18 protein-coding genes and 1 pseudogene are annotated in these 23,378 nt (G+C 60.7%); 11 read left to right on the top strand and 8 right to left on the bottom strand.

Translation table 11 applies throughout. From position 1 onward, the window contains the following. Positions 1-2 precede the first annotated feature (2 nt). The 5 genes from F8N80_RS04710 to F8N80_RS04695 all read left to right on the top strand — a co-directional run bounded on the left by F8N80_RS04710 (position 3) and on the right by F8N80_RS04695 (position 3,427). A complete protein-coding gene (locus F8N80_RS04710; protein WP_150746806.1) occupies positions 3-737 on the top strand; it encodes an adenosylcobinamide-GDP ribazoletransferase in 735 nt (244 codons plus the stop codon). A 298-nt stretch (positions 738-1,035) separates the two neighbouring features. Next, entirely contained in the window at positions 1,036-1,440 is a 405-nt protein-coding gene (locus tag F8N80_RS04705; RefSeq protein ID WP_150746807.1) for a MarR family winged helix-turn-helix transcriptional regulator, read from the top strand. Positions 1,441-1,492: 52 nt separating this feature from the next. Then, complete coding sequence (locus tag F8N80_RS04700) at positions 1,493-2,701, top strand: MFS transporter (protein WP_150746808.1); 1,209 nt, start codon at positions 1,493-1,495, stop codon at positions 2,699-2,701. Beyond that, positions 2,698-2,820 carry a hypothetical protein gene (locus tag F8N80_RS31895; protein WP_263596681.1) on the top strand — a complete coding sequence of 41 codons (123 nt, stop codon included), beginning with the start codon at positions 2,698-2,700 and terminating at the stop codon, positions 2,818-2,820. The genes F8N80_RS04700 and F8N80_RS31895 overlap by 4 nt, the downstream gene beginning before the upstream one ends. A gap of 55 nt (positions 2,821-2,875) precedes the next feature. After that, entirely contained in the window at positions 2,876-3,427 is a 552-nt protein-coding gene (locus F8N80_RS04695) for a glutathione peroxidase (RefSeq protein ID WP_150783315.1), read from the top strand. A gap of 201 nt (positions 3,428-3,628) precedes the next feature. Here the strand turns inward: F8N80_RS04695 and F8N80_RS04690 are convergent, their stop codons facing one another. The 3 genes from F8N80_RS04690 to F8N80_RS04680 form a co-directional block, all read right to left on the bottom strand. Continuing rightward, positions 3,629-4,900 carry an OmpP1/FadL family transporter gene (locus F8N80_RS04690; protein ID WP_150748977.1) on the bottom strand — a complete coding sequence of 424 codons (1,272 nt, stop codon included), beginning with the start codon at positions 4,898-4,900 and terminating at the stop codon, positions 3,629-3,631. A 146-nt stretch (positions 4,901-5,046) separates the two neighbouring features. Further along, a complete protein-coding gene (locus F8N80_RS04685) occupies positions 5,047-5,532 on the bottom strand; it encodes a hypothetical protein (protein WP_150748978.1) in 486 nt (161 codons plus the stop codon). 279 nt (positions 5,533-5,811) lie between these two features. Next, complete coding sequence (locus F8N80_RS04680; protein WP_007898912.1) at positions 5,812-6,036, bottom strand: hypothetical protein; 225 nt, start codon at positions 6,034-6,036, stop codon at positions 5,812-5,814. Positions 6,037-7,036: 1,000 nt separating this feature from the next. On the opposite strand from F8N80_RS04680, the gene F8N80_RS04670 reads away from it, so the two are divergent. Both F8N80_RS04670 and rmuC read left to right on the top strand, forming a co-directional pair. Continuing rightward, positions 7,037-7,360 (top strand): sel1 repeat family protein, encoded by a 324-nt coding sequence (locus tag F8N80_RS04670; RefSeq protein ID WP_150748979.1) that lies wholly within the window; start codon positions 7,037-7,039, stop codon positions 7,358-7,360. A gap of 175 nt (positions 7,361-7,535) precedes the next feature. Then, positions 7,536-8,900 (top strand): DNA recombination protein RmuC, encoded by a 1,365-nt coding sequence (rmuC, locus tag F8N80_RS04665; protein ID WP_191632861.1) that lies wholly within the window; start codon positions 7,536-7,538, stop codon positions 8,898-8,900. Between the two features lie 131 nt (positions 8,901-9,031). On the opposite strand, the gene F8N80_RS04660 is transcribed toward rmuC, so the two are convergent. After that, complete coding sequence (locus tag F8N80_RS04660) at positions 9,032-12,502, bottom strand: hybrid sensor histidine kinase/response regulator (protein WP_150783313.1); 3,471 nt, start codon at positions 12,500-12,502, stop codon at positions 9,032-9,034. 341 nt (positions 12,503-12,843) lie between these two features. Between F8N80_RS04660 and F8N80_RS04655 the strand changes: the two are divergent. Together F8N80_RS04655 and F8N80_RS04650 are read left to right on the top strand one after the other, a co-directional pair. Then, positions 12,844-13,101 (top strand): annotated as a pseudogene (locus F8N80_RS04655) (C4-dicarboxylate ABC transporter); the annotation flags it as partial. Positions 13,102-13,199: 98 nt separating this feature from the next. Further along, positions 13,200-15,074 carry an MFS transporter gene (locus tag F8N80_RS04650; protein ID WP_150783312.1) on the top strand — a complete coding sequence of 625 codons (1,875 nt, stop codon included), beginning with the start codon at positions 13,200-13,202 and terminating at the stop codon, positions 15,072-15,074. 166 nt (positions 15,075-15,240) lie between these two features. On the opposite strand, the gene F8N80_RS04645 is transcribed toward F8N80_RS04650, so the two are convergent. The 4 genes from F8N80_RS04645 to F8N80_RS04630 all read right to left on the bottom strand — a co-directional run bounded on the left by F8N80_RS04645 (position 15,241) and on the right by F8N80_RS04630 (position 18,916). Continuing rightward, positions 15,241-15,981 carry a YciK family oxidoreductase gene (locus tag F8N80_RS04645; RefSeq protein WP_007899713.1) on the bottom strand — a complete coding sequence of 247 codons (741 nt, stop codon included), beginning with the start codon at positions 15,979-15,981 and terminating at the stop codon, positions 15,241-15,243. Positions 15,982-16,157: 176 nt separating this feature from the next. Continuing rightward, entirely contained in the window at positions 16,158-16,829 is a 672-nt protein-coding gene (gene mupP / locus F8N80_RS04640) for an N-acetylmuramic acid 6-phosphate phosphatase MupP (RefSeq protein WP_150783311.1), read from the bottom strand. Between the two features lie 4 nt (positions 16,830-16,833). Continuing rightward, complete coding sequence (gene ubiG / locus F8N80_RS04635; protein WP_150748984.1) at positions 16,834-17,532, bottom strand: bifunctional 2-polyprenyl-6-hydroxyphenol methylase/3-demethylubiquinol 3-O-methyltransferase UbiG; 699 nt, start codon at positions 17,530-17,532, stop codon at positions 16,834-16,836. A 49-nt stretch (positions 17,533-17,581) separates the two neighbouring features. Further along, positions 17,582-18,916 carry a TRZ/ATZ family hydrolase gene (locus F8N80_RS04630; RefSeq protein ID WP_150783310.1) on the bottom strand — a complete coding sequence of 445 codons (1,335 nt, stop codon included), beginning with the start codon at positions 18,914-18,916 and terminating at the stop codon, positions 17,582-17,584. A gap of 107 nt (positions 18,917-19,023) precedes the next feature. On the opposite strand from F8N80_RS04630, the gene mtnA reads away from it, so the two are divergent. Both mtnA and gyrA read left to right on the top strand, forming a co-directional pair. Further along, on the top strand, positions 19,024-20,100 hold the full coding sequence (gene mtnA, locus F8N80_RS04625) for an S-methyl-5-thioribose-1-phosphate isomerase (protein WP_150783309.1): 1,077 nt from the start codon (positions 19,024-19,026) through the stop codon (positions 20,098-20,100). 435 nt (positions 20,101-20,535) lie between these two features. Continuing rightward, positions 20,536-23,319 carry a DNA gyrase subunit A gene (gyrA, locus tag F8N80_RS04620; RefSeq protein ID WP_150748030.1) on the top strand — a complete coding sequence of 928 codons (2,784 nt, stop codon included), beginning with the start codon at positions 20,536-20,538 and terminating at the stop codon, positions 23,317-23,319. Positions 23,320-23,378 lie beyond the last annotated feature (59 nt).

Raw genomic sequence — 23,378 nt, 5'->3', positions numbered from 1 at the left:
ACATGCTGCCGTTCTGGATCGCCCTGCAATTCCTCAGCAGTCTGCCGATTCGTCTGCCGGGCATGCCGGCACCACGGGAGCTCGGTCGATCGCTGCTGTTTTATCCGCTGGTCGGTTTACTGTTCGGTGTGATTCTGTGGGCACTGAACGGGTTGTTGCTCGGCACGCCGTTGTTGCTGCACGCGGCGCTGTTGCTGACGGTGTGGGTGTTGCTCAGCGGTGCGTTGCACCTCGACGGTCTGGCCGACAGCGCCGACGCCTGGCTCGGCGGGTTTGGCGACCGTGAGCGCACGCTGACGATCATGAAAGACCCGCGCAGCGGGCCGATCGCGGTGGTGACGCTGGTGCTGGTGCTGCTGCTCAAATTCGCCGCGTTGCTGGCGTTGATCGAGCAGCCACACAGTGTTGTGCTAATCATCGTTCCATTGATTGGCCGTGGCGCGATGCTGGGGTTGTTCCTGACCACACCTTATGTGCGTCCCGGTGGATTGGGGCAGGCGCTGGCCGATCATCTGCCGCGTCGGGCGGGCAAGCAGGTATTGGCGGTCAGCGGGTTGGCCTGTGTGCTGGTGGCGGGTCTCAGTGGGGTTTTGGCCGTTGTGCTGGCAGCGCTGGTATTTGCCTGGTTGCGGCACGCGATGCTGCGGCGATTGGGCGGGACGACGGGCGATACGGCCGGGGCGCTGCTGGAGTTGCTGGAAATGATAGTCATCGTAGGCCTCGCATTGTTCCTGTAGGAGCGAGCGGGCGGCGATCCGACTTGCCCGCGAACCAGGCGCTGCGGTGCACCTGTTGCACCGCGTTATCGTTCTTCGCCTGTAGGAGCGAGGCTTGCCCGCGAACCAGGCGCTGCGATGCACCTGTTGCACCGCGTTATCGTTCTTCGCCTGTAGGAGCGAGGCTTGCCCGCGAACCAGGCGCTGCGATGCATCTGTCCACCGCGTTATCGTTCTTCGCCGGCAAGCCTGGCTCCTACAGACGGGGTGATGTCTTAAAAAATTTGCTTTCATTTAACCACGGGTATATACACGCACCATGCTCGACTCTCAATGTTTATGCATCAACCTGCGTCGCGCCGCCCGTGGCGTCAGCAGGCACTACGACGGCGCTCTCGATGGCTTCGGGATCAACGTCGCCCAGTATTCTCTGCTGTGCAATCTGCAGCGTCTGGATCAACCGAGTATTTCCACCCTGGCCGAGGCCATGGGGCTGGACCGCAGCACCCTGGGGCGAAATCTGCGGGTGCTGGAGGGTGAAGGGCTGGTCATGCTGGTCGAAGGCGCAGACATGCGTAATCGTATCGTCAAGCTCACCGAGGCCGGCGCGGAACGCCTGAAGGCGGCCTTGCCGGCCTGGGAGGCAGCGCAACAGCGCCTGGTCGATCGATTGGGCGCCGAAAAACGCGAAACCTTGTTGAAGCTGTTGGACGAACTGGCTTGAAGCCGGTTTTTCCGATTTTAAGCGGGTATATACCCGCAACTGGAGAACAAGAATGACATCGATGTGGCGTACGTGCGGATGGGTGCTGTTGGGGAGTGCGCTGATTCTTGCGTTGTCTCTGGGCGTGCGGCATGGCTTCGGGCTGTTTCTGGCGCCGATGAGTGCCGAGTTCGGCTGGGGGCGTGAGACCTTTGCCTTCGCCATCGCCTTGCAGAACCTGATCTGGGGGCTGGCGCAGCCCTTCACCGGCGCATTGGCCGATCGCTACGGCGCGGCGAAAGTGGTCGCGATCGGTGGCGTTCTGTACGCCTTGGGTCTGGTGTGCATGGGCCTGTCCGACTCGGCCGTGACCTTGTCGCTGAGTGCCGGTCTGTTGATCGGTATCGGCCTGTCGGGCACCTCGTTCTCGGTGATCCTCGGCGTGGTGGGGCGCGCGGTGCCCCCGGAGAAGCGCAGCATGGGCATGGGCATCGCCAGTGCCGCCGGTTCTTTCGGCCAGTTCGCCATGTTGCCCGGCACGCTGGGCTTGATCGGCTGGCTTGGCTGGTCCGCGGCATTGCTCGTTCTAGGCCTGTTGGTGGCCCTGATCGTGCCGCTGGTCAGCATGCTCAAGGACAAACCCTTGCCGGTCCTCGGCCATGAACAAACCCTGTCCGAAGCACTGCACGAAGCCTGCTCCCATTCGGGGTTCTGGCTGCTGGCGTTCGGCTTTTTTGTCTGCGGCTTCCAGGTGGTGTTCATCGGCGTGCACTTGCCGGCTTATCTGGTGGACCAGCATCTGCCCGCCACCGTCGGTACTACGGTGCTGGCGCTGATCGGGCTGTTCAATATCTTCGGTACGTACACGGCGGGCTGGCTCGGCGGGCGGATGTCCAAGCCGCGCTTGCTCACCGGTCTGTACCTGCTGCGGGCGGTGGTGATCGGGTTGTTCCTGTGGGCGCCGGTGACGACGGCCAGCGCCTATCTGTTTGGCATGGCGATGGGTTTCCTGTGGCTGTCGACCGTGCCCTTGACCAACGGTACGGTCGCGACCTTGTTCGGCGTACGAAACCTGTCCATGCTCGGCGGGATTGTGTTCCTGTTCCACCAGCTCGGATCGTTCCTCGGCGGCTGGTTGGGCGGGGTGGTGTATGACCGGACCGGGAGTTACGACTTGATCTGGCAGGTAGCGATTCTCTTGAGCGTGATGGCCGCCGCCCTGAACTGGCCGGTGCGTGAGCAGCCGGTGGCGCGGCTGCAGACCCGGATGAGTGCAATATGAACAGTCTCTGGCCGCGGATTGTCATTACGGCTGTCTGCGCCTTTCTGCTGGCCCTGGCGTGGTGGGGCTGGCATCAGGGCGGGCTGGCCTTGATGCAGTTGGGCATGGGTGCTTGCTAGCAGGCGGTGAGGACGAGTAACTTCGTTTCTGACGACTTATCAAGGATGCACCGACATGCTGATGCGTTGGCTTGCTATTCCCGCGTTAGTGATAGCGTTTACCGGATTGGCTCAAGCGGCAGAGTGCCCCGAACTGTTGCAAGGTTCGTTGCCCAAATTGCGCGCCAAGGAATCCATCGACCTGTGCCAGCGCTTTGCCGGCAAACCGCTGGTGGTGGTCAACACGGCCAGCTTCTGTGGCTTCGCCCCGCAGTTCAAAAGCCTTGAAGCGCTGAATCAGCGTTACAAGGATCAAGGGCTGGAGGTGATCGGGGTTCCATCCCATGACTTCAAGCAGGAGTCGAAGGATGGTGCCGAGACCGCCAAGGTCTGTTACGCGAATTACGGCGTGACCTTCACCATGACCGAACCGCAGAAGGTCCGAGGTGACGACGCCACCCACCTGTTCAAGGTCCTGGCCAGGCAGAGCAGTGCGCCGAAGTGGAATTTCTACAAATACGTGGTCGATCGCCAGGGCAAGGTGATCGCCGATTTCTCCAGCCTGACCAAACCCGATGATCCCGAATTCATCGAGGCCGTGGAGAAAGCCCTGGCTTCGCAACCCTGATCACCGCCCCCCCTGTAGGAGCTGGCTTGCCAGCGAAAGCGGTGTATCAGTCACCATTAATGTTGGATGGAATATCGCCTTCGCTGGCAAGCCAGCTCCCACAGGGGGGCGATCGCCGTCCAATAAAAAGCCCCGCCTCTGTACAAGAGTGCGGGGCTTTTTCAATTCCGCTGGCGAGGTGATCAAGCTCGCCGTGAATCATCAGAAGCGGTAGGTCGCGCCTACACCGAAACCATTCGCATAGTTTTCGTACTTGGCGTCGTAGACCTGGCGGCCGTTGTTGTCGTTGATCTTGACCGACTCTTCATGCAGGTACGAATACGCCACATCGATGGTCAGGTCGTCGGTCGGGCTCCAGCCAGCACCGAGGCTGAAGATTGTGCGATCGCCAGTCGGGATGCGTGGGGAGCGGTTTTCGTTGTTGGTCGGCGCCTGGTCAACGGACAGACCGGTACGCAGTACCCATTGCTTGTTCAACTGGTAGGACGCGCCAATAGCGTGAGCCCAGGTGTCGTGCCAGTTCTGCTCTTCGGTGATGGTGCCGAAGCCGCGTGCGGCCAGAGCGGCAGGAACGCCTTCGTTCTCGACGGAGATTTCTTTCAGGCGACTCCAGCGAGTCCAGGTGCTGCCTGCGTAGAGAGTCCACTGGCTGTCCAGTTTGTGGGTAACCGAGAAGTCGACCGATTCAGGCGTGGTGATGTCCAGCGAAGCGTCGAACTTCTGGTTCGGGTTCTGACCCAGGGCGCCGAGGAGGCCGTAGTTGACCTTGGTATCACCCTCAATCTTGTACTTCACTTTCGAGTGGTAGGTCAGGCCGACGCTGGTGCTGTCGGTGGCTTGAACCAGGATACCAACGTTGTAGCCCAGAGCAGTATCGTCACCCTTGATCTTGACTTCGCCATCCGGCGCGCGCGGGTCGAGCGACAGGTTCGATTCCAGCTTGCCGTCGATGCGGTTGATGGTCGGGCCGAAACCGATGGAAACCTTGTCGTTGAAGGCGTAGCTGACGGTTGGCTGGATGGTGACGATCTTGACTTCGCTCTTGCTGCCGAAGTAACGGCCGGCAAAGCCGTTCTCGTAATCGGTCACCAGGCCGAATGGAGCGTACACGCCGATGCCGAATGCCCACTGGTCATCGATTGGCTTCACGTAGTAGCCCATGGGCACGCCCATGAAAGGGACCATGTCACCTTTGTTGGTGCCACCATTCGGACGGGAGCTGGCATCACTGATGTCAGTGTGTGCATCGATAAATGCAACACCGCCGGTCACTTGTTCGCGTTTGAGGCGAGACATGCCGGCAGGGTTGCCAAAAATGGTGCTTGCGTCATCGGCAGAGGAAGATCGCCCGGCAAAACCTGTGCCCATCCCGCTAATGCTTTGTTCGTTGAGGGCGAAGCCACTTGCGAAGATCTGGGTGGATGCCAAGGCAACGGCGAGGCTGATGGTGGTTTTGAGCATTACTTTTTTCATTATTAGAACTCCTGGTGATCACCGGGGCGAAAATTACCAAGATTTTCGTTCGGGCGCTATAGCCTGTAACGCTTGATTTAGAGCGGTTTTGTAGGACAATCCGACCAGATTCGCGACATGTTGCACGATCTTGCGAAAAGGGTGGATCAGCAGGCGACCTGATTCAGCGGTGAAACACAGGTTTGCCAGGCGAAGGTGAAGTCTCGCAGGCGTCCTTGGGGGTGGAAGGTCTGGCGCCAGATGCGCGCCAATCCCATCAAGTCGTCTGCGGCTTCGGGGAGGGGGGTATTCTGTTCTTCTACCAGCAGCCAGGCGATGGCGGTGGCGTAACGCAGGTTGACGGTTAATTCGAGGTGCGGGCTGCTGAGGAATGCATGCTGGCTGGCCAGGCCGCGAACCAGGCTGGCACGTTCCGGGTCCAGCGCCAGGTAGTGGTCCCAGAGCGCCTGGTGGCGGGGTTCGGCGATTCGGTACAGGCCGTGTCCACGGCGGTCATGCAGGGCGGAACCAAGGGCAGACTGGCTGGCGGCGATGCCCAGCAGCAGGGATTCGGCAGTTGCGCTATGGCGCCCGAGGTAAATCAAGGTCGGACGGATCACATAACGGCACAGTTCGCTGGCAGCGATACCCATAACACCCTCGAAACGTGAAGTAGTCGGCGAGTTCTGAAGGGGGCCCTTGGCAGCAGTGGATCGGTTCAGGCTCGCCGGAAGCGGATCTAGCCGCTTGAGTTGAAGTGTAGTGTCATATTCGCGCCGTAAAGGACTGTTTTTAAAATATTTCCGGCTACGAGTTATAATCGTTATATCGGTTAGTGCTTAGGCATCGGGCAACTGAATGAGAAACATCGGGCAATAAAAAGCCCCGCTTTTTGAGCAGGGCTTTTGTGGTTTTCAGGCTTTTCTGGCGTATCAGGCAACCAGTGCCTGACGGGTACGCTCGATCACGGCCTGCAGCGGCTCGGCGCTGGAGTATTGATCGGGGTACAGGCGTTCGCTGTGACGGGCGATGCCGTGTTCGTTGACCAGGGTAAAGCTGAAGCAGCCTTTGCGAGCGGCCATGATCAGGCAGTTCATCGGTGCAAAAGCGTTGGTCAGGGTGCGGATGGCATCCTGGGTATGGATTTGAGTAGACATAGTCATTGGGTGTTCCTACAAGCGACACGGATAAGAGCCGTGCAAAATTAAAACGTTCCAGTGACGACGACCACCATTGGTCGAACGAAGAACCCGACTGGAACAAAGCAGCCAGTTTGAAGCGCTGATAATTGGCGCGCTTGGGCTGGCAGGTAGGTACTTAGGAGGGCAGGCAACACATCAAGGGCAAAGGTTCTGGGCCCGGGGTGAAGATCCTGATCAATTTGCAGGCTGGTTCGGTCAGAGTAAGTGAGCTTTGCAACACCCTTTGCTTTCGATTCAAAGGCTGTGTTGGCGCAAGGATTACCTGGAAACCATCGAGGTGGTCGATCCCGCTTTTTCGGTAGAAGCTTCCTTGGGGAAGGCTGACCGGGGGGAGTTGTTCGACCAGAATTGACTTTCAGCTTGGTACTAACGCCGCGGATAGTAACGGAATGGATTGGCAAAGGGAAGCTTCTTTGCAAAAAAGATGCCCGCCTTCGCCCTTTCCGCCATGGGGGGCGGGCGTCGTGAGAAGCTCAAAACCGGCGACCTCGCTCGGTAATAGCACAGATTCCGACAATCGGTCGCCGACGTTTGTCGAGTTCGCCCTGGCCTGGATCACGGATTTGCCAAGGTTTATCCCCAGGACTGACACGAAAATATTCCGAAAAAACGCACCGATATAACCGCCTGAAAGGGACTTGTACACATTAGTTGCGCGGGCTGTCACCCCGCTGTCATCTTGCCTTCAATCGCAGTGGGTGCCTGTAACCGAAATTTAAGTCAATGAAAAACATCGCTTTTTTTTACTGGTGAAAAAATCGTCAGTTTGACTGCGAGCCCCATTCCATAGGGCTTTGCGAGAGTTCAAGAGCGGTTGTCCACTGAGTTATCCACAGCTTCTGTGGATTGTCCCGAGCGCTTGCTCTAGGACGGGCGTGCCCGGTTTTTTTAAGGCTTTACCTGTAGGAAAAAAAGAGTAGAGTGGCGCGCCTTCCGATCTGTCCCACAGTGTTTTATGAAGTTTCGCTCAGTATCAATCTCAGTCACTTCCACCCCCGCCAGTGTTGCCCCGCCCAAGCGTTTTTCGATGCGTGTGGCCGAGTGGTTGCTGGACAGCCCGCGCCTGGGTGAAAACACCAATGTCAAACACTTCGCCGGACGTTTGCTCAAGCAACCGGCCCGTGAAGGCGTCGTCGCCGCGCAAAGTCGTCTCGGTCAGCTGATGTGCCGCGAGTGCGGCAATGCCCGGGACCGCCGGATCGGTCAGGACCTGCTGCGCCAGGCTGCGCGGGCAGGGGATCGACGCGCCCAGCAGGAACTGGGTCTGATCGAAGACTGAGCTGTCCAAGACCTGACGCCTTGGTTAACCTTCAAGTTTTATCGAATGGGCAGGAGTGGCTATGGCTATGGACTTGACCAGCGCATTGCTCGGTCTGGCGGGTGCTGCGCTGCCGTTGCTGGTATTGGCCTGGCAATTACAGCGCCGGGCGAGCGCGATGCAGTCAGAGGTAGCGCTGCTGGAAGAGCGCCTGACCACGGCCCATCTGGCCCAGGATGGATTGAACGCCCAACTCGAAGCCTGCCGCGATGAAATCGCCGATCTGGGTCAGGCCAACACTGCCCGGCAAGCTGACCTGGCCGCCGTGCGCCGTGAAGTCGAATTGCTGCAGATCGAGCGCGATGACGCTCGCGATGCCGCCCACGCCTGGAATCTGGAGCGCGCCGGCAAAGAAGCCGAGTTGCGTCGTCTGGACGCCCAGACCGCCTCGCTCAACGCCGAGCTGCGTGAGCAGCAGGAAAGCCATCAGCAGCGTCTCAGCGACCTGCAAGGCTCGCGAGACGAGCTGCGCGCACAGTTTGCGGAACTGGCCGGCAAGATCTTCGAGGAGCGTGAACAGCGCTTTGCCGAAACCAGTCAGCAGCGTCTGGGGCAGTTGCTGGACCCTTTGAAGGAACGCATCCAGTCCTTCGAAAAACGCGTCGAGGAAAGTTATCAGGCCGAAGCCCGTGAGCGTTTCTCTCTGGCCAAGGAGCTGGAGCGGTTGCAGCAGCTGAACCTGCGCCTGAGCGACGAAGCAACCAACCTGACCCGGGCCTTGAAAGGGCAGAAAACCCAGGGCAACTGGGGCGAATTGATTCTTGAGCGGGTGCTGGAACACGCGGGCCTGGAGAAGGGGCGCGAATACCAGACCCAGGTCAACCTCAAGGGGCCGGACGGTGAGCGATTCCAGCCGGACGTGATCATTTATCTGCCGGGCGACAAGCAGGTGGTGGTCGACTCCAAAGTCAGCCTCACGGCCTATCAGCAATACGTGGCGGCCGAAGACGATGCCATCGGCCAGATCGCCATCAAGCAACACGTGCTGTCGTTGCGCAATCACGTCAAAGGCCTGTCCGGCAAGGACTACAAGCGGCTCGATGGTTTGCACAGTCTGGATTTCGTCTTGCTCTTCGTCCCGATCGAAGCGGCGTTTTCCGCCGCGTTGCAGGCTGAGCCGACGCTGTTCCAGGAGGCGTTCGACCGCAATATCGTGATCGTCAGCCCGACCACGCTGCTGGCGACTTTGCGTGTCATCGACAGCCTGTGGAAACAAGAGCGCCAAAGCCAGAACGCCCGGGAAATCGCCGAGCGAGCCGGGTGGCTGTACGACAAGTTCGTATTGTTCATCCAGGACCTGGATGAAGTCGGCAATCGCTTGCAGCAACTGGACAAGGCCTACAGCTCGGCGCGCAACAAGCTGACGGAGGGGCGTGGCAACCTGGTCAGTCGCAGTGAGCAGCTCAAGTTGCTGGGGGCGCGGGCGAGCAAGAGCCTGCCGGCAGATCTGCTGGAGCGGGCGATGACGGATGTGGATGGCTTGGCGGAGTTGCCTGAGTAAGTTAAAAAGCTTCGCGAGCAAGCCCGCTCCCACATTCGACCGCATTCTATCTGGAGGAACTCGGTCAAATGTGGGAGCGGGCTTGCTGGCGAAGGCGGCACTCGCGCCACCACAAGAATCAATCTGTCACGCTACAACGGCAAATGCCGACTCAACAACGCCCGCAATGCCGCCGGTTTCACCGGTTTGGCCAGGTAATCCAGCCCGGCCGCATGCACCTGCGCCACCATCTCCGGTCGTCCGTCGGCACTGATCACCACGCCTGGTACCGGTTCGCCCAAACGCGTGCGCAGCCATGCCATCAGTTCGGTCCCGGTCTCGCCATGGTCCAGGTGGTAATCGACCAAGGCCAGCTGCGGACGCACCCCGTCGCTGAGCAACGCCGCGCATTCCTCGCGGTTGCGTGCGGTCCAGACCTGGCAACCCCAGCGTGTCAGCAAGCTGTTCATGCCGATCAGGATGCTGTCTTCGTTATCGATACACAGTACCTGCGCGCCGCTCGGCAATTTGCCATTGAGTTCGACCGCCTTGGCCGGCATCGCGGTTTGCGCCCGGGCCAACGGCACGCTGACGCTGAACACGCTGCCGCGACCTGGCCAGGAGCGAACCTGCAAGGTGTGGCCCAGTACGCGACACAAGCCGTCAGCGATCGCCAGGCCCAGGCCCAGGCCTTTCTCGGCGCGGGTCTGGTGGCTGTCGAGGCGTTTGAATTCTTCGAAGATCACCTGCTGCTTGTCTTCCGGAATGCCCGGGCCACGGTCCCACACCTCCAGGCACAACTTGCCCGGGTGCCTGCGAACCCCCAGCAACACGGGTCCCTTGGCATAACGGAAAGCGTTGGTCAGGAAGTTCTGCAAGATCCGGCGCAATAGTTTGATGTCGCTGTCGACCCGTAACGTACTGCCCCTGACCCGGAATTTCAGTCCCTGGTCCCGGGCCAGCGCCTTGAATTCGGCACCGAGGATATCGAACAACTCATTGAGCACGAACGGCTTGGGATCCGAGTTGATCTTGCCGTTTTCCAGGCGGGAAATGTCCAGCAAATCGCTGATCAGGTCCTCGGCCGAACGCAATGATGAATCCAGGTGATGCACCAGTTTCTGCGCCTCGCTGGACAAGCCGTCGTCCTGATGGGAAAGGGCGGCGGAGAACAGTCGTGCGGCGTTCAGCGGTTGCATCAAGTCATGGCTGACCGCTGCCAGGAACCGGGTTTTCGACTGGTTGGCCGACTCGGCGGTGCCCTTGGCTTCGGTCAGCGCCACGTTGAGTTGCGACAGTTCATGGGTGCGCTCGGTGACCCGTCGCTCCAGGCCTTCGTTGGCTTCGGTCAGCGCCTGTTCAGACTCGCGGAACGCGGTGATGTCGGTGAAGCTCATGACGAAACCGCCGCCAGGCATCGGGTTGCCGATCAGCTCGATCACCCGCCCATTGGGGAACAGTCTTTCAGACGTATGGGCACGGCCTTGACGCATCCAGTGCAGACGGCGGGCGACGTGCACTTCCGCTTCGCCGTGCCCGCACAGACCGCGTTCGGCGTTGTAGCGAATGATGTCGGCAATCGGTCGCCCGACGCTGATCAAGCCGTCCGGGTAATTGAACAGCTCCAGATAACGCCGGTTCCACGCCACCAGCCGGAGTGACTGGTCAACCACGCTGATGCCCTGGGTAATGTTCTCGATTGCGCCTTGCAGCAGGGCGCGGTTGAATTGCAGGACTTCCGAGGCTTCGTCGGCGATCCGCACGACATCTTCGAGCTGCATCTCCCGGCCTTCGATGGCCGCCTTGACCACTGCGCGAGTCGAGGAGGCGCCGAGCACGCCGGCCAGCAGGCGCTCGGTGTGGGCGATCCATTCACCGTCGGCGTTCTGGCTCGGGTTGAAGCCTTTGCCCTGGCGGTAGGCAAAACGGATGAAGCTCTGACGGGCGCGTTCTTCACCGACGAAACGTGCCGCCAATTGCAGCAAATCGTTGATCTGTACCGCCAGCATCGAGCGGGAGCCGGGGCGGGCGCTGATTTCCTGGCCGATGAAGCGACCGGCCTGCCAGTGTTCCGAAACCCTGGTGCGCGACAGCACCGACACCCAGGCAAACAGGGTGAAATTGCCCGCCAGGGACAGCACCACGCCTTGGGTCAGTGGGGTGATCGGCAGGTGCAGCGGGTTGCTGTGCAGCCAGGCCAGGCCCGGGAAACTGCTCAAGGACAACCCCAGGCTGTGGGCGGCAATCGGCAGAATCAGGGTGTAGAACCAGAGGAACGTCCCGGCGGCGAGGCCGGCGAATACGCCCCGACGGTTGGCCTGTTTCCAGTACAGTGCGCCGAGCATGGCCGGGGCTAGTTGGGTCACGGCGGCGAAGGCAATCTGGCCGATGGTTGCCAGGCTTGCGGTCGAGCCCAGCAGGCGATAGCTGACGTAGGCCAGTAGCAAAATCACCACGATGGTGACCCGGCGCACCGAGAGCATCCACTGGCGGAACACTTCGAACGGCCGCTCGGCGTTGTTGCGGCGCAGCAACCACGGCAGCAGCATGTCGTTGGAGACCATGGTCGACAGCGCCACGCTGGCAACGATCACCATGCCGGTCGCCGCCGAGGCCCCGCCGATAAACGCCAGTAACGCCAGCGCCGGGTGAGACTGCGCCAGGGGCAGGCTGATGACGAAAGAGTCCGGCAAGACCGAGCTGGGCAGGAGCATCTGCCCGGCGAGGGCGATCGGTACGACAAACAACGCCGCCAGCGCCAGATAAGCCGGGAACACCCATTTGGCCACGCGTAGATCCTGGGGGTCGATGTTTTCGACCACCGTCACATGGAACTGTCGGGGCAGGCAGATGATCGCCATCATCGCCACACCGGTCTGGACCACCATCGATGGCCAGTTGATGGTTTCCTTCCAGTATTCCTCCAGGCGTGGGGCGAGCATGGCCTGGTCGAACAGGTCGTCGGGACCGTCGTAGAGGCCGTAGGTCACGAACGCGCCGACCGCGAGAAACGCGAAGAGCTTGACCAGCGATTCGAACGCGATCGCCAGCACCATGCCACGGTGGTGTTCGGTGGCGTCGAGGTTGCGAGTACCGAAGACGATGGTGAACAGCGCCAGCACCAGCGACACGACCAGCGCCGTATCCTGGGCGCGAGTGCCCGTGGCATCCGCGCCCGCGCCGATCAGCAGGTTCACCCCGAGCACGATGCCCTTGAGCTGCAATGCGATGTAGGGCAGCACACCGACCAGGCAGATCAGCGCCACCACCACCGCCAGTGCCTGGGACTTGCCATAGCGCGCAGCGATGAAGTCGGCAATGGAGGTGATGTTCTCCTGCTTGCTGATCATCACCATTTTTTGCAGGACCCACGGCGCGCAGACCAGCAGCAGGATCGGCCCGAGGTAGATCGGCAGGAATGACCAGAGTTGTTCGGCGGCCTGGCCCACCGCGCCGAAGAAGGTCCAGCTGGTGCAATAGACCGCCAGTGACAGGCTGTACACCCAGGCCCGCACCCGCGGCGGCAAGGGCGCACTGCGCCGGTCGCCGTAGAAGGCGATGGCGAACAGGATGGCCATATAGGCCAGGGCGACGGTGGCTATCAGCCCGCTGGACAGCGACATGGGAACTCCAGACAAAGACACCCGGGACTCCCGCCCGGTCAGACAGTCTCGCACGAGCGCCTGACTTAGTCAGTGTCGACCAAGGTCGTGGCGTGGCGGGGTGTCGCAGGGTTGGTGTCAGCTGGATCTTGGGTGCCTGGGCGGGCCTCTTCGCGGGCAAGCCTCGCTCCTACAGGTTTTGTGTTGTTCACATAATCGGCGAACGACACAAAACCTGTAGGAGCGAGGCTTGCCCGCGAAGGGGGCCTTACTGACTCAACGCTATCTCGATCAACCGATATTCATAAAATAGATAACAGTTAGAGATATTACTCGTTATGTAGATATTCGATTCAGTTCCGCTGATCACCGTGCGCTACCTGCGCGCGGGAATTCCGTTCAACCTCGGCTGGTGGGGCTTTACCTTCCCCCTGGGCGTGTATGCCCTGACAACCTTGAAACTGGCCAGCGTGTTGAACCTGACATTTTTCGGTGTCTTGGGCGGTGTGCTGGTGGCGTTGCTGGTGGTGATGTGGCTGATCGTCGGCAAACGGACGGTGCAGGGGGCGTGGCGGGGGGAGTTGTTTGTCTCACCCTGTATTGCAGGATTAAAGAAATAACTGCCCGAGATTAGGTAATGTGTGGCCTGGATCGACGTTCGGCATTCCAATCAACGTATCCACGCCACTCTCTACCCAAGATCAGGGACACACGGAAGATGAGTCACCCCTCACAGTTCACCTTGCTTCGCACCCGGCGCTTCCTGCCGTTTTTCATCACGCAGTCGCTGGGTGCGTTCAACGACAACATCTTCAAGCAGTCGTTGATCCTCGCCATTCTGTACAAGCTGACGATCGACGGCGACCGTTCGATCTGGGTCAACCTGTGTGCGCTGCTGTTCATCCTGCCGTTCTTTCTGTTCTCGGCGCTGGCCGGGCAGTTCGGCGAAAAATTCGCCAAGGACGCGTTGATCCGGCTGATCAAGCTCGGGGAAATCGCCATCATGGCGGTGGGTGCGGTCGGTTTCATGTTCGATCACCTGTCGCTGATGCTGGTGGCGCTGTTTGCCATGGGTACTCACTCGGCGCTGTTCGGCCCGGTGAAATACTCGATCCTGCCCCAGGCCTTGCACGAAGAAGAGCTGGTGGGCGGTAACGGCCTGGTGGAGATGGGTACCTTCCTGGCGATCCTCGCCGGCACCATCGGCGCCGGGATCATGATGTCGTCCAGTCATTACGCGCCCATCGTCTCCACTGCGATCATTGGCATTGCGGTCATCGGTTACCTGGCCAGTCGCAGCATCCCTCGCGCCGCGGCCGCCTCGCCGGAAATGCGCCTGAACTGGAACATTTTCAGTCAATCCTGGGTCACCCTGAAGCTGGGGCTGGGTCAAACCCCTGCGGTGTCGCGCTCGATTGTCGGTAACTCGTGGTTCTGGTTTGTCGGGGCGATTTACCTGACGCAGATCCCGGCGTACGCCAAGGAGTGGATGCACGGCGACGAAACCGTGGTGACGCTGATTCTCACGGTGTTCTCGGTCGGTATCGCGCTCGGCTCGATGCTCTGCGAGAAGCTGTCCGGGCGCAAAGTCGAAATCGGCCTGGTGCCGTTCGGCTCGTTCGGCCTGACGGTGTTTGGCTTGCTGTTGTGGTGGCATTCCGGCGGGATTCCGAGCAGCGTCGACGGCCATGGCTGGGTCGAGATCCTCGGGTTTGGCCATACATGGCTGGTGTTGATCGACATTCTCGGCCTGGGGATCTTCGGCGGCTTCTATATAGTGCCGCTGTACGCGCTGATCCAGTCGCGCACTCCCGAGAACGAGCGAGCGCGGGTGATTGCAGCCAACAACATTCTCAACGCGCTGTTCATGGTGGTCTCGGCGATTGTCTCGATCGTATTGTTGAGTTTGGTCAAGCTGTCGATCCCGCAGCTGTTCCTGGTGGTGTCGCTGCTGAACATCGGGGTCAACGCCTACATCTTCAAGATCGTGCCCGAGTTCAGCATGCGCTTCATGATCTGGCTGCTCAGCCATTCCATGTACCGCGTGGAGCATCGCAATCTGCAGCTGATTCCCGATGAGGGCGCGGCGTTGCTGGTCTGCAATCATGTGTCTTTCGTCGATGCGTTGCTGATCGGTGGGGCGGTGCGTCGGCCGATTCGCTTTGTGATGTACTACAAGATCTACAACCTGCCGGTGCTGAATTTCATCTTTCGCACGGCCGGGACGATTCCGATCGCGGGGCGTCAGGAAGATATCCAGATTTACGAAAAAGCCTTCACACGCATTGCTCAGTATCTGAGGGACGGTGAGCTGGTGTGCATCTTCCCCGAAGGCAAACTGACCGCGGATGGCGAGATCAATGAGTTCAAGGGCGGGCTGAGACGGATTCTTGAAGAGACCCCAGTGCCGGTGATTCCGCTGGCATTGCAGGGGTTGTGGGGCAGTTTTTTCAGTCGCGATCCGGACAAGGGCGTCTTCCGTCGACTGTGGTCGCGGGTGACCCTGGTGGCGGGGCCGGCGGTGGCGGTCGAAGCGGCAGAACCGGCCACACTTCAAGGCTTGGTGGGTGAGTTGCGCGGCGCTGTCCGTTAGCGCTATTCCGCGCGGGCCGCTCTGGCGGCCTTCACCCCGCCATCGCCTTGAATTTATGGAGAGGGGGCAAGTGACGCCGGGTGTTTGACCAGCAATCCGGGGTCGTTCCGAGGCATTTCGAGTGCCGCGACAGGAGGCTGTCGCGGCACGAAAGTGACGCACGGCGTTACTGAGCGTTGAAAGCCTGGCCGTTGATGCCGGTGCTGTCCGGTCCCATCAGGTAGAGATAGACCGGCATGATCTCCTCCGGCGTCGGGTTGTTCAGCGGGTTTTCCCCGGGGTAGGCCTGGGCGCGCATGCTGGTGCGGGTGGCGCCGGGATTGATGCTGTTGGAACGCACCGGTGCCACGGTATCGACTTCATCGGCCAGGGTTTGCATCAAGCCTTCGGTGGCAAATTTGGAGACTCCGTAGGCACCCCAATACGCACGCCCCTTGCGGCCGACGCTGCTGGAGGTAAATACCACCGAGGCGTCCTGGGACAGCTTGAGCAGCGGCAACAGCGTACTGGTGAGCATGAACATCGCGTTGACGTTGACGTGCATGACGCGCATGAAGTTTTCACCGGACAGCTGCTCGATCGGAGTACGCGGTCCGATGATCGACGCGTTGTGCAGCAGGCCGTCGAGATGGCCGAATTCGGTTTCGATCATCGCTGCCAACTCATCGTATTGATGGGGCAGGGCGGTTTCCAGATTGAACGGGATCACCGCGGGCTGTGGATGGCCGGCGGCTTCGATTTCGTCGTAGACCTGAGTCAGGTTGGCTTCGGTCTTGCCCAGCAGCAGCACGGTGGCACCGTGGGCGGCGTAGGTTTTCGCGGCGGCAGCGCCAATGCCACGACCGGCGCCGGTGACCAGGATGACCCGGTCCTTGAGCAGTTCGGGGCGGGCGGAATAATCAAACATAAAAACCTCTAAAGAACGGAACACATACTGCGGCGCGGCCATTCGCGGGCAAGCCCGCTCCCACAGGACCGCGGGTGTGTACACATTGTGCGTCCACCAGCGGGACCCTGTGGGAGCGGGCTTGCCCGCGAAGGCGTCAGCACCGACAACTCAATTCCATGGCTTGAATCCGACTTTCAGCAACCGCACAAAGCGCTATCAAGCACCTTGCGCAACTCCAGCGGATGATCGACCACCACATCCGCGCCCCAGTGCCGCGGATTATCGTCCGGATGGATATAGCCAAAGGTCACCGCAGCGGTCCTGGTGCCGGCATCGCGACCGGATTCGATATCGCGCAGGTCATCACCCACGAACAGTACGCTGGCCGGGTCCAGGTCGAGCATTTTGCAGGCGAGGATCAACGGCTCGGGATCCGGCTTGCTGTTCTTCACATGGTCCGGGCAAATCAGCAGCGCCGAGCGCTCGGCCAGCCCCAGCTGCTGCATGATCGGCTCGGCGAACCGCAGCGGCTTGTTGGTGACCACGCCCCAGATCAAATTGGCTTTCTCGATATCGGCCAGCAGTTCGCCCATGCCGTCGAACAATTTGCTGTGAACGGCGCAACCCACCAGGTAACGCTCCAGGAACTCCAGGCGCAACTCTTCGAATCCCGGCGATTGCGGGTCCATGGCGAAGGTCACGGCGACCATCGCCCTGGCGCCGCCGGAGATCTCGTCGCGAATCTGTTTGTCATTGATCGGCGGCAAGCCGCGGTCGGCACGCATCGCCTGACAGATGGCAATGAAGTCCGGCGCGGTGTCGAGCAGGGTGCCGTCCATGTCGAAAAGGACTGCTCTGATACGCATCGGCTTACTCCTCGCGCAGGGTCTGGATCATGTAGTTGACGTCCACGTCGGACGCGAGCTTGTAGTGTTTGGTCAGCGGGTTGTAGGTCAGGCCGATGATGTCCTTGACGGTCAGGCCCGCCATGCGACTCCAGGCACCCAGCTCAGAGGGGCGGATGAATTTCTTGAAGTCGTGGGTGCCGCGCGGCAGCAGCTTCATGATGTATTCGGCGCCGACGATGGCAAACAGGTACGCCTTCGGGTTGCGGTTGATGGTGGAGAAGAATACCTGGCCACCGGGTTTGACCATGCGGAAGCAGGCGCGGATCACCGAGGAGGGATCCGGCACGTGCTCTAGCATTTCCAGGCAGGTGACCACGTCGAACTGCTCGGGCATCTCTTCGGCCAGGGCTTCGGCGGTGGTCTGCCGGTACTCGACACTCACGCCCGATTCCAGCTGATGCAATTGCGCGACCGCCAGCGGCGCTTCGCCCATGTCGATGCCCATCACGGTGGCGCCGCGCTGGGCCATGGCTTCGCTGAGGATGCCGCCGCCGCAGCCGACGTCGAGGACTTTCTTGCCGGCCAGGCGGACCCGTTCGTCAATCCAGTTGACCCGCAGCGGGTTGATGTCGTGCAGCGGTTTGAACTCGCTTTCACGGTCCCACCAGCGATGGGCCAGGGCTTCGAATTTGGCGATTTCGGCGTAGTCGACGTTGCTCATGCTTAAGTCCTCTAAAACTTGAAAAATTCTGTTGCCCCGACCGGGGTACTTACGATTCGGTAGGGCCGCTGATGCGCTGGCCCCAGGCCTTGGCCGTGGCGCAGAGCCGGTCTTCATCCAGGCGGGTCAGGCGACGGTCGTCGAGCAATTGCTTGCCGGCGACCCAAAGGTGTTTCACGCAGTCGCGGCCAGTGGCGTATATAAGCTGCGAAACCGGGTCGTAGACCGGTTGCTGTGCCAGGCCGGAGAGGTCGAAGGCCACCATGTCCGCGGCTTTGCCGACTTCCAGCGAGCCGACCTCGGTTTCAATCCCCAGCGCGCGGGCGCCGTTGAGGGTGGCCATGCGCAGCGCGCGATGGGCGTCCAGCGCGGTGGCGGAGCCGGCGACGGCCTTGGCCAGCAATGCGGCGGTGCGGGTTTCGCCGAGCAAGTCGAGGTCGTTGTTGCTTGCCGCGCCATCGGTGCCGATTGCAACATTGACACCGGCCTGCCACAAACGCTCCACAGGGCAGAAGCCGCTGGCCAGCTTCAGGTTCGATTCCGGGCAATGGATCACGCTGGTATTGCTTTCTACCAGCAACACCAGGTCCTCATTGCTGATCTGCGTCATGTGAACCGCCTGGAAGCGAGGCCCCAGGAGGCCCAGGCGGGCGAGGCGGGCCAACGGGCGTTCGCCATATTGCTCGACCGACTGCTGCACTTCGAAGGCGGTTTCGTGGACGTGCATGTGAATCGAGGTGTCCAGTTCTTCGGCGATCACCCGGATTTTCTCCAGGTTTTCGTCGCCCACGGTGTAGGGTGCATGGGGGCCGAAGGTGATTTTGATACGCTCGTGGTGCTTGAGATCGTTGAACAGTTCGACGCCCTGGCGAATGGCGTCGTCCGCCGTGCTGGCGCCCGGGATCGGAAAGTCGAGGATCGGAATGGCGACTTGCCCGCGAATGCCGCTGTCATGGATGCACTCACTGGCAATCTTCGGGAAGAAATACATGTCAGAGAAGCAGGTGATGCCGCCTTTGATCTGCTCGGCGATCGCCAGGTCGGTGCCGTCGCGAACAAAGGTTTCGTCAACCCATTTGGCTTCGGCCGGCCAAATGTGGTGTTCCAGCCAGGCCATCAGCGGCAGATCATCCGCCAGGCCGCGGAACAGCGTCATCGCGGCATGCCCGTGGGCATTGATCAGGCCAGGGCAGAGCAGCATGTCCGGCAGTTCGCGGATTTCGCTTGCCTCAAGCTTCAGTGCCGCGGCACGCGGGCCGATAAAGACGATGCGCCCGTCGCGGATGCCCAGGGCGTGCTCCTTGAGGACAACGCCAGCGGGTTCGACGGGTACCAGCCAGGTCGGCAGTAATAGCAGGTCGAGCGCAGCGGCAGTGTTCGGCATCGAGGATGGGTTCCAGTGCTTTTATAAAGGATGGCGAAGTATACCCGAGCGTGTTCGCGGGGGGATCGCTATAATCGGCGGCTTTGTTTCTGAGTGCGGGGTGGGGAATGCGCGATCGACTGTTGGCTGCGGAGAAGGTGAAGGCCATCGATTGGCGTGATGGCACCCTGTATCTGCTGGATCAACGTATTTTGCCGTTCGAGGAAACGTGGATCGGCTATACCAGCGCCGCGGGTGTGGCCGAGGCTATTCGCTCGATGGTGGTGCGCGGCGCGCCGGCCATCGGCATCAGTGCCGCTTATGGCGTGGTGTTGGCGGCGCGAGCCCGGTTTGCCGAGGGCGGCGACTGGCGGGCGGCGCTGGAAGAGGATTTCGCGCTGCTGGCCGATGCCCGTCCGACCGCCGTCAACCTGTTCTGGGCCTTGGGCCGCATGCGCGAACGGCTTGGGCGTCTCAAGCATCGTGCCGATCCGCTGGCGGTGCTGGAAGCGGAAGCCGTTGCCATTCATGAAAGTGATCGCGAAGCCAACCTGACCATGGCGCAACTGGGTGTGGACCTGATTCGCAAGCACCAGGGCAATGCCCAGGCGTTCCTGACCCATTGCAACACCGGTGCCTTGGCCACCGGCGGCTTTGGCACGGCCCTGGGGGTGATTCGCGGGGCGTTCATTGAAGGCATGGTTGAACGGGTATACGCCGGCGAAACCCGGCCCTGGCTGCAAGGATCGCGCCTGACCGCGTGGGAATTGGCCAACGAGGGGATTCCGGTCACGCTCAATGCCGACTCGGCCGCTGCCCATATCATGAAAACCAAGGGCATTACCTGGGTGATCGTGGGGGCCGACCGCATCAGCGCCAATGGCGACGTGGCCAACAAGATCGGTACCTACCAACTGGCGGTGAACGCCATGCACCATGGCGTGCGCTTCATGGTCGTGGCGCCGAGTTCGACCATCGACATGAACCTGGCCAGTGGCGACGACATTCCAATCGAAGAGCGTGACGGTCGCGAGTTGCTGGAGGTCGGCGGGACGCGGGTCGGGGCCGATGTCGACGCGTTCAACCCGGTGTTTGACGTGACCCCGGCAGACCTGATCGATGTGATCGTCACTGAAAAGGGCATTGTCGAGCGTCCGGATACGGCGAAACTGGCGCAGTTGATGTGTCGCAAGCGTCTGCATTGATGATCCTGGGCGCCTGGTAAAGCGCCTTCGCGAGCAAGCCCGCTCCCACATTCGACCGTGTCTGACTGGAGAGCTCGGTCATCTGTGGGAGCGGGCTTGCTCGCGAAGGGGCCCTCTCAGCCACCAAACAACCCTCATTCACCCCGACATTCTCCATTAAAAGGAGCTCTAAGCCTCTCTCGTCCCCTTCAAGCCTGTCATCGGTCAACTAACTATGCTCCATGCGCATCAGGGGGATAGGTGCGTGGCGGCTCTTGTGATAACATTCGGCGTTTTCCGAGGCAGTCCCACGGGGTTGTCTTCACTGCGCAGATCCATGGCATAACTCGTTGATTTGTCGTAAGTCGGTGCACGGCACTCAGCCTGCAGCGGCGAGCTTCGTTCGTCCCATATGGATGTGACGAAGTTTCACCAGAAAAAGGAATCAGGCTTCTCATGGGCGAACTGGCCAAAGAAATCCTCCCGGTCAATATCGAAGACGAGCTGAAGCAGTCCTACCTCGACTACGCAATGAGCGTAATTGTCGGGCGGGCACTGCCGGATGCGCGCGATGGCTTGAAGCCCGTGCACCGGCGTGTGCTGTTCGCGATGAGCGAGCTGGGCAACGACTTCAACAAGCCGTACAAGAAATCTGCCCGTGTTGTCGGTGACGTGATCGGTAAGTATCACCCGCACGGTGATACCGCGGTATACGACACCATCGTCCGGATGGCGCAGCCATTCTCCCTGCGCTACCTGCTGGTAGACGGCCAGGGCAACTTCGGTTCGGTGGACGGCGACAACGCCGCGGCCATGCGATACACCGAAGTGCGCATGACCAAGCTGGCGCACGAACTGCTGGCCGACCTGCATAAAGAAACCGTGGACTGGGTGCCGAACTACGACGGCACCGAAATGATCCCGGCGGTCATGCCGACCCGTATTCCCAACCTGCTGGTCAACGGCTCCAGCGGTATCGCCGTGGGCATGGCGACCAACATCCCGCCGCACAACCTCGGTGAAGTCATCGACGGTTGCCTGGCTCTCATCGACAACCCAGAGTTGACCATCGATGAGCTGATGCAATACATCCCCGGTCCGGACTTCCCGACCGCCGCGATCATCAACGGTCGTGCCGGCATCATCGAAGCCTACCGCACCGGTCGCGGGCGCATTTACATGCGCGCCCGCTCGATGATCGAAGACATCGACAAGGTCGGTGGCCGTCAGCAGATCGTCATCACCGAACTGCCTTACCAGCTGAACAAGGCCCGTCTGATCGAGAAGATCGCCGAGCTGGTCAAGGAGAAGAAGCTCGAAGGCATCACCGAACTGCGCGACGAGTCCGACAAGGACGGTATGCGCGTCGTGATCGAACTGCGTCGTGGCGAAGTGCCTGAGGTGATCCTTAACAACCTCTACGCCCAGACCCAGCTGCAAGCGGTGTTCGGCATCAACATCGTCGCGCTGATCGACGGCCGTCCGCGGATCCTGAACCTCAAGGACCTGCTGGAAGCCTTCGTTCGTCACCGTCGCGAAGTCGTTACCCGCCGCACCGTGTTCGAACTGCGTAAAGCCCGCGAGAGGGGTCACATTCTCGAAGGCCAGGCGGTTGCCCTGTCGAACATCGACCCGGTCATCGCCCTGATCAAGGCCTCGCCGACGCCGTCGGAAGCCAAGGAAGCGCTGATCAAGACCGCGTGGGAATCTTCCGCCGTGGTTGCGATGGTCGAGCGCGCCGGTGCCGACTCCTGCCGTCCAGAGACCCTGGACCCGCAATACGGCCTGCGCGAAGGCAAGTACTTCCTGTCGCCGGAGCAGGCGCAAGCCATTCTGGAACTACGTCTGCACCGCCTGACCGGCCTGGAACACGAAAAGCTGCTGGCCGAGTATCAAGAGATCCTCAACCAGATCGGCGAACTGATCCGCATCCTCAGCAGCGCCACGCGCCTGATGGAAGTGATCCGCGAAGAGCTGGAAGTGATCCGCGCCGAATACGGCGACGTGCGTCGCACCGAGATTCTTGATGCCCGTCTCGACCTGACCCTGGGGGACATGATCCCGGAAGAAGAGCGCGTCGTGACCATTTCCCACAGTGGCTATGCCAAGACCCAGCCGTTGGCTGCGTACCAGGCCCAGCGTCGTGGCGGTAAAGGCAAATCGGCCACCGGCGTCAAGGATGAGGACTACATCGCTCACCTGCTGGTCGCCAACAGCCACACCACGCTGCTGCTGTTCTCCAGCAAGGGCAAAGTGTACTGGCTGAAAACCTACGAAATCCCGGAAGCCTCCCGCGCTGCCCGCGGTCGTCCGCTGGTCAACCTCTTGCCATTGAGCGAGGGTGAATACATCACCACCATGCTGCCGGTCGATCTGGAAGCCATGAAGAGGCAGGCTGACGAAGAAGAAGCCGAAGGCGCCGAGGCTGATGTAGAAGAAATCGAAAACAGCAACGAAACCGACGAAGAGCGTCGTGCTCGTATCAAGGCTGCTGACCGCAAGAAGGCGCCGTTCATCTTCATGTCGACCGCTAACGGTACGGTCAAGAAGACGCCGCTGGTGGCCTTCAGCCGTCAGCGCAGCGTCGGTCTGATCGCGCTGGAGCTGGACGAGGGCGACATTCTGATTTCCGCAGCCGTGACTGACGGCGAGCAGGAAATCATGCTGTTCTCCGACGGCGGTAAAGTGACTCGCTTCAAGGAATCCGAAGTTCGCGCCATGGGCCGTACCGCCCGCGGTGTGCGTGGTATGCGTCTGCCGGAAGGGCAGAAGCTGATCTCCATGCTGATTCCGGAAGAAGGTAGCGAGATCCTCACGGCTTCGGCCCGTGGTTTCGGCAAGCGCACGGCGATCACCGAGTTCCCCGAGTACAAGCGTGGCGGTCAGGGCGTTATTGCCATGGTCAGCAACGAGCGTAACGGCCGTCTGGTCGGTGCGGTTCAGGTGCAGGACGGTGAAGAGATCATGCTGATCTCCGACCAGGGCACGCTGGTGCGTACCCGTGTCGACGAAGTCTCCAGCCTGGGTCGTAATACCCAGGGCGTGACCCTGATCAAGCTGGCCAGCGATGAAACGCTGGTAGGTCTGGAGCGGGTTCAGGAACCATCGGAAGTCGAAGGCGAAGAGCTGGAAGGCGAAGAGGGCGAAGAGGGTGCAGTGTTCGACGGTGAAGTCGTGATCGACGACGTTGCCGAAGACCAGCAACTCGACGCCGCCGCCGACGAAGAACCGCAAGAGTAAGCGGGCAAACAGGGGGCGGATGAGAATTCGCCCCCTTGTTGTTTGTCCGTAAAGAAATA

This window comes from Pseudomonas fluorescens (assembly GCF_902497995.1).
Lineage (GTDB): Bacteria > Pseudomonadota > Gammaproteobacteria > Pseudomonadales > Pseudomonadaceae > Aquipseudomonas > Aquipseudomonas fluorescens_BK.
The sequence above is the reverse complement of the archived record's forward strand: the minus strand, read 5'-3'. Positions and strand labels throughout refer to the sequence as shown.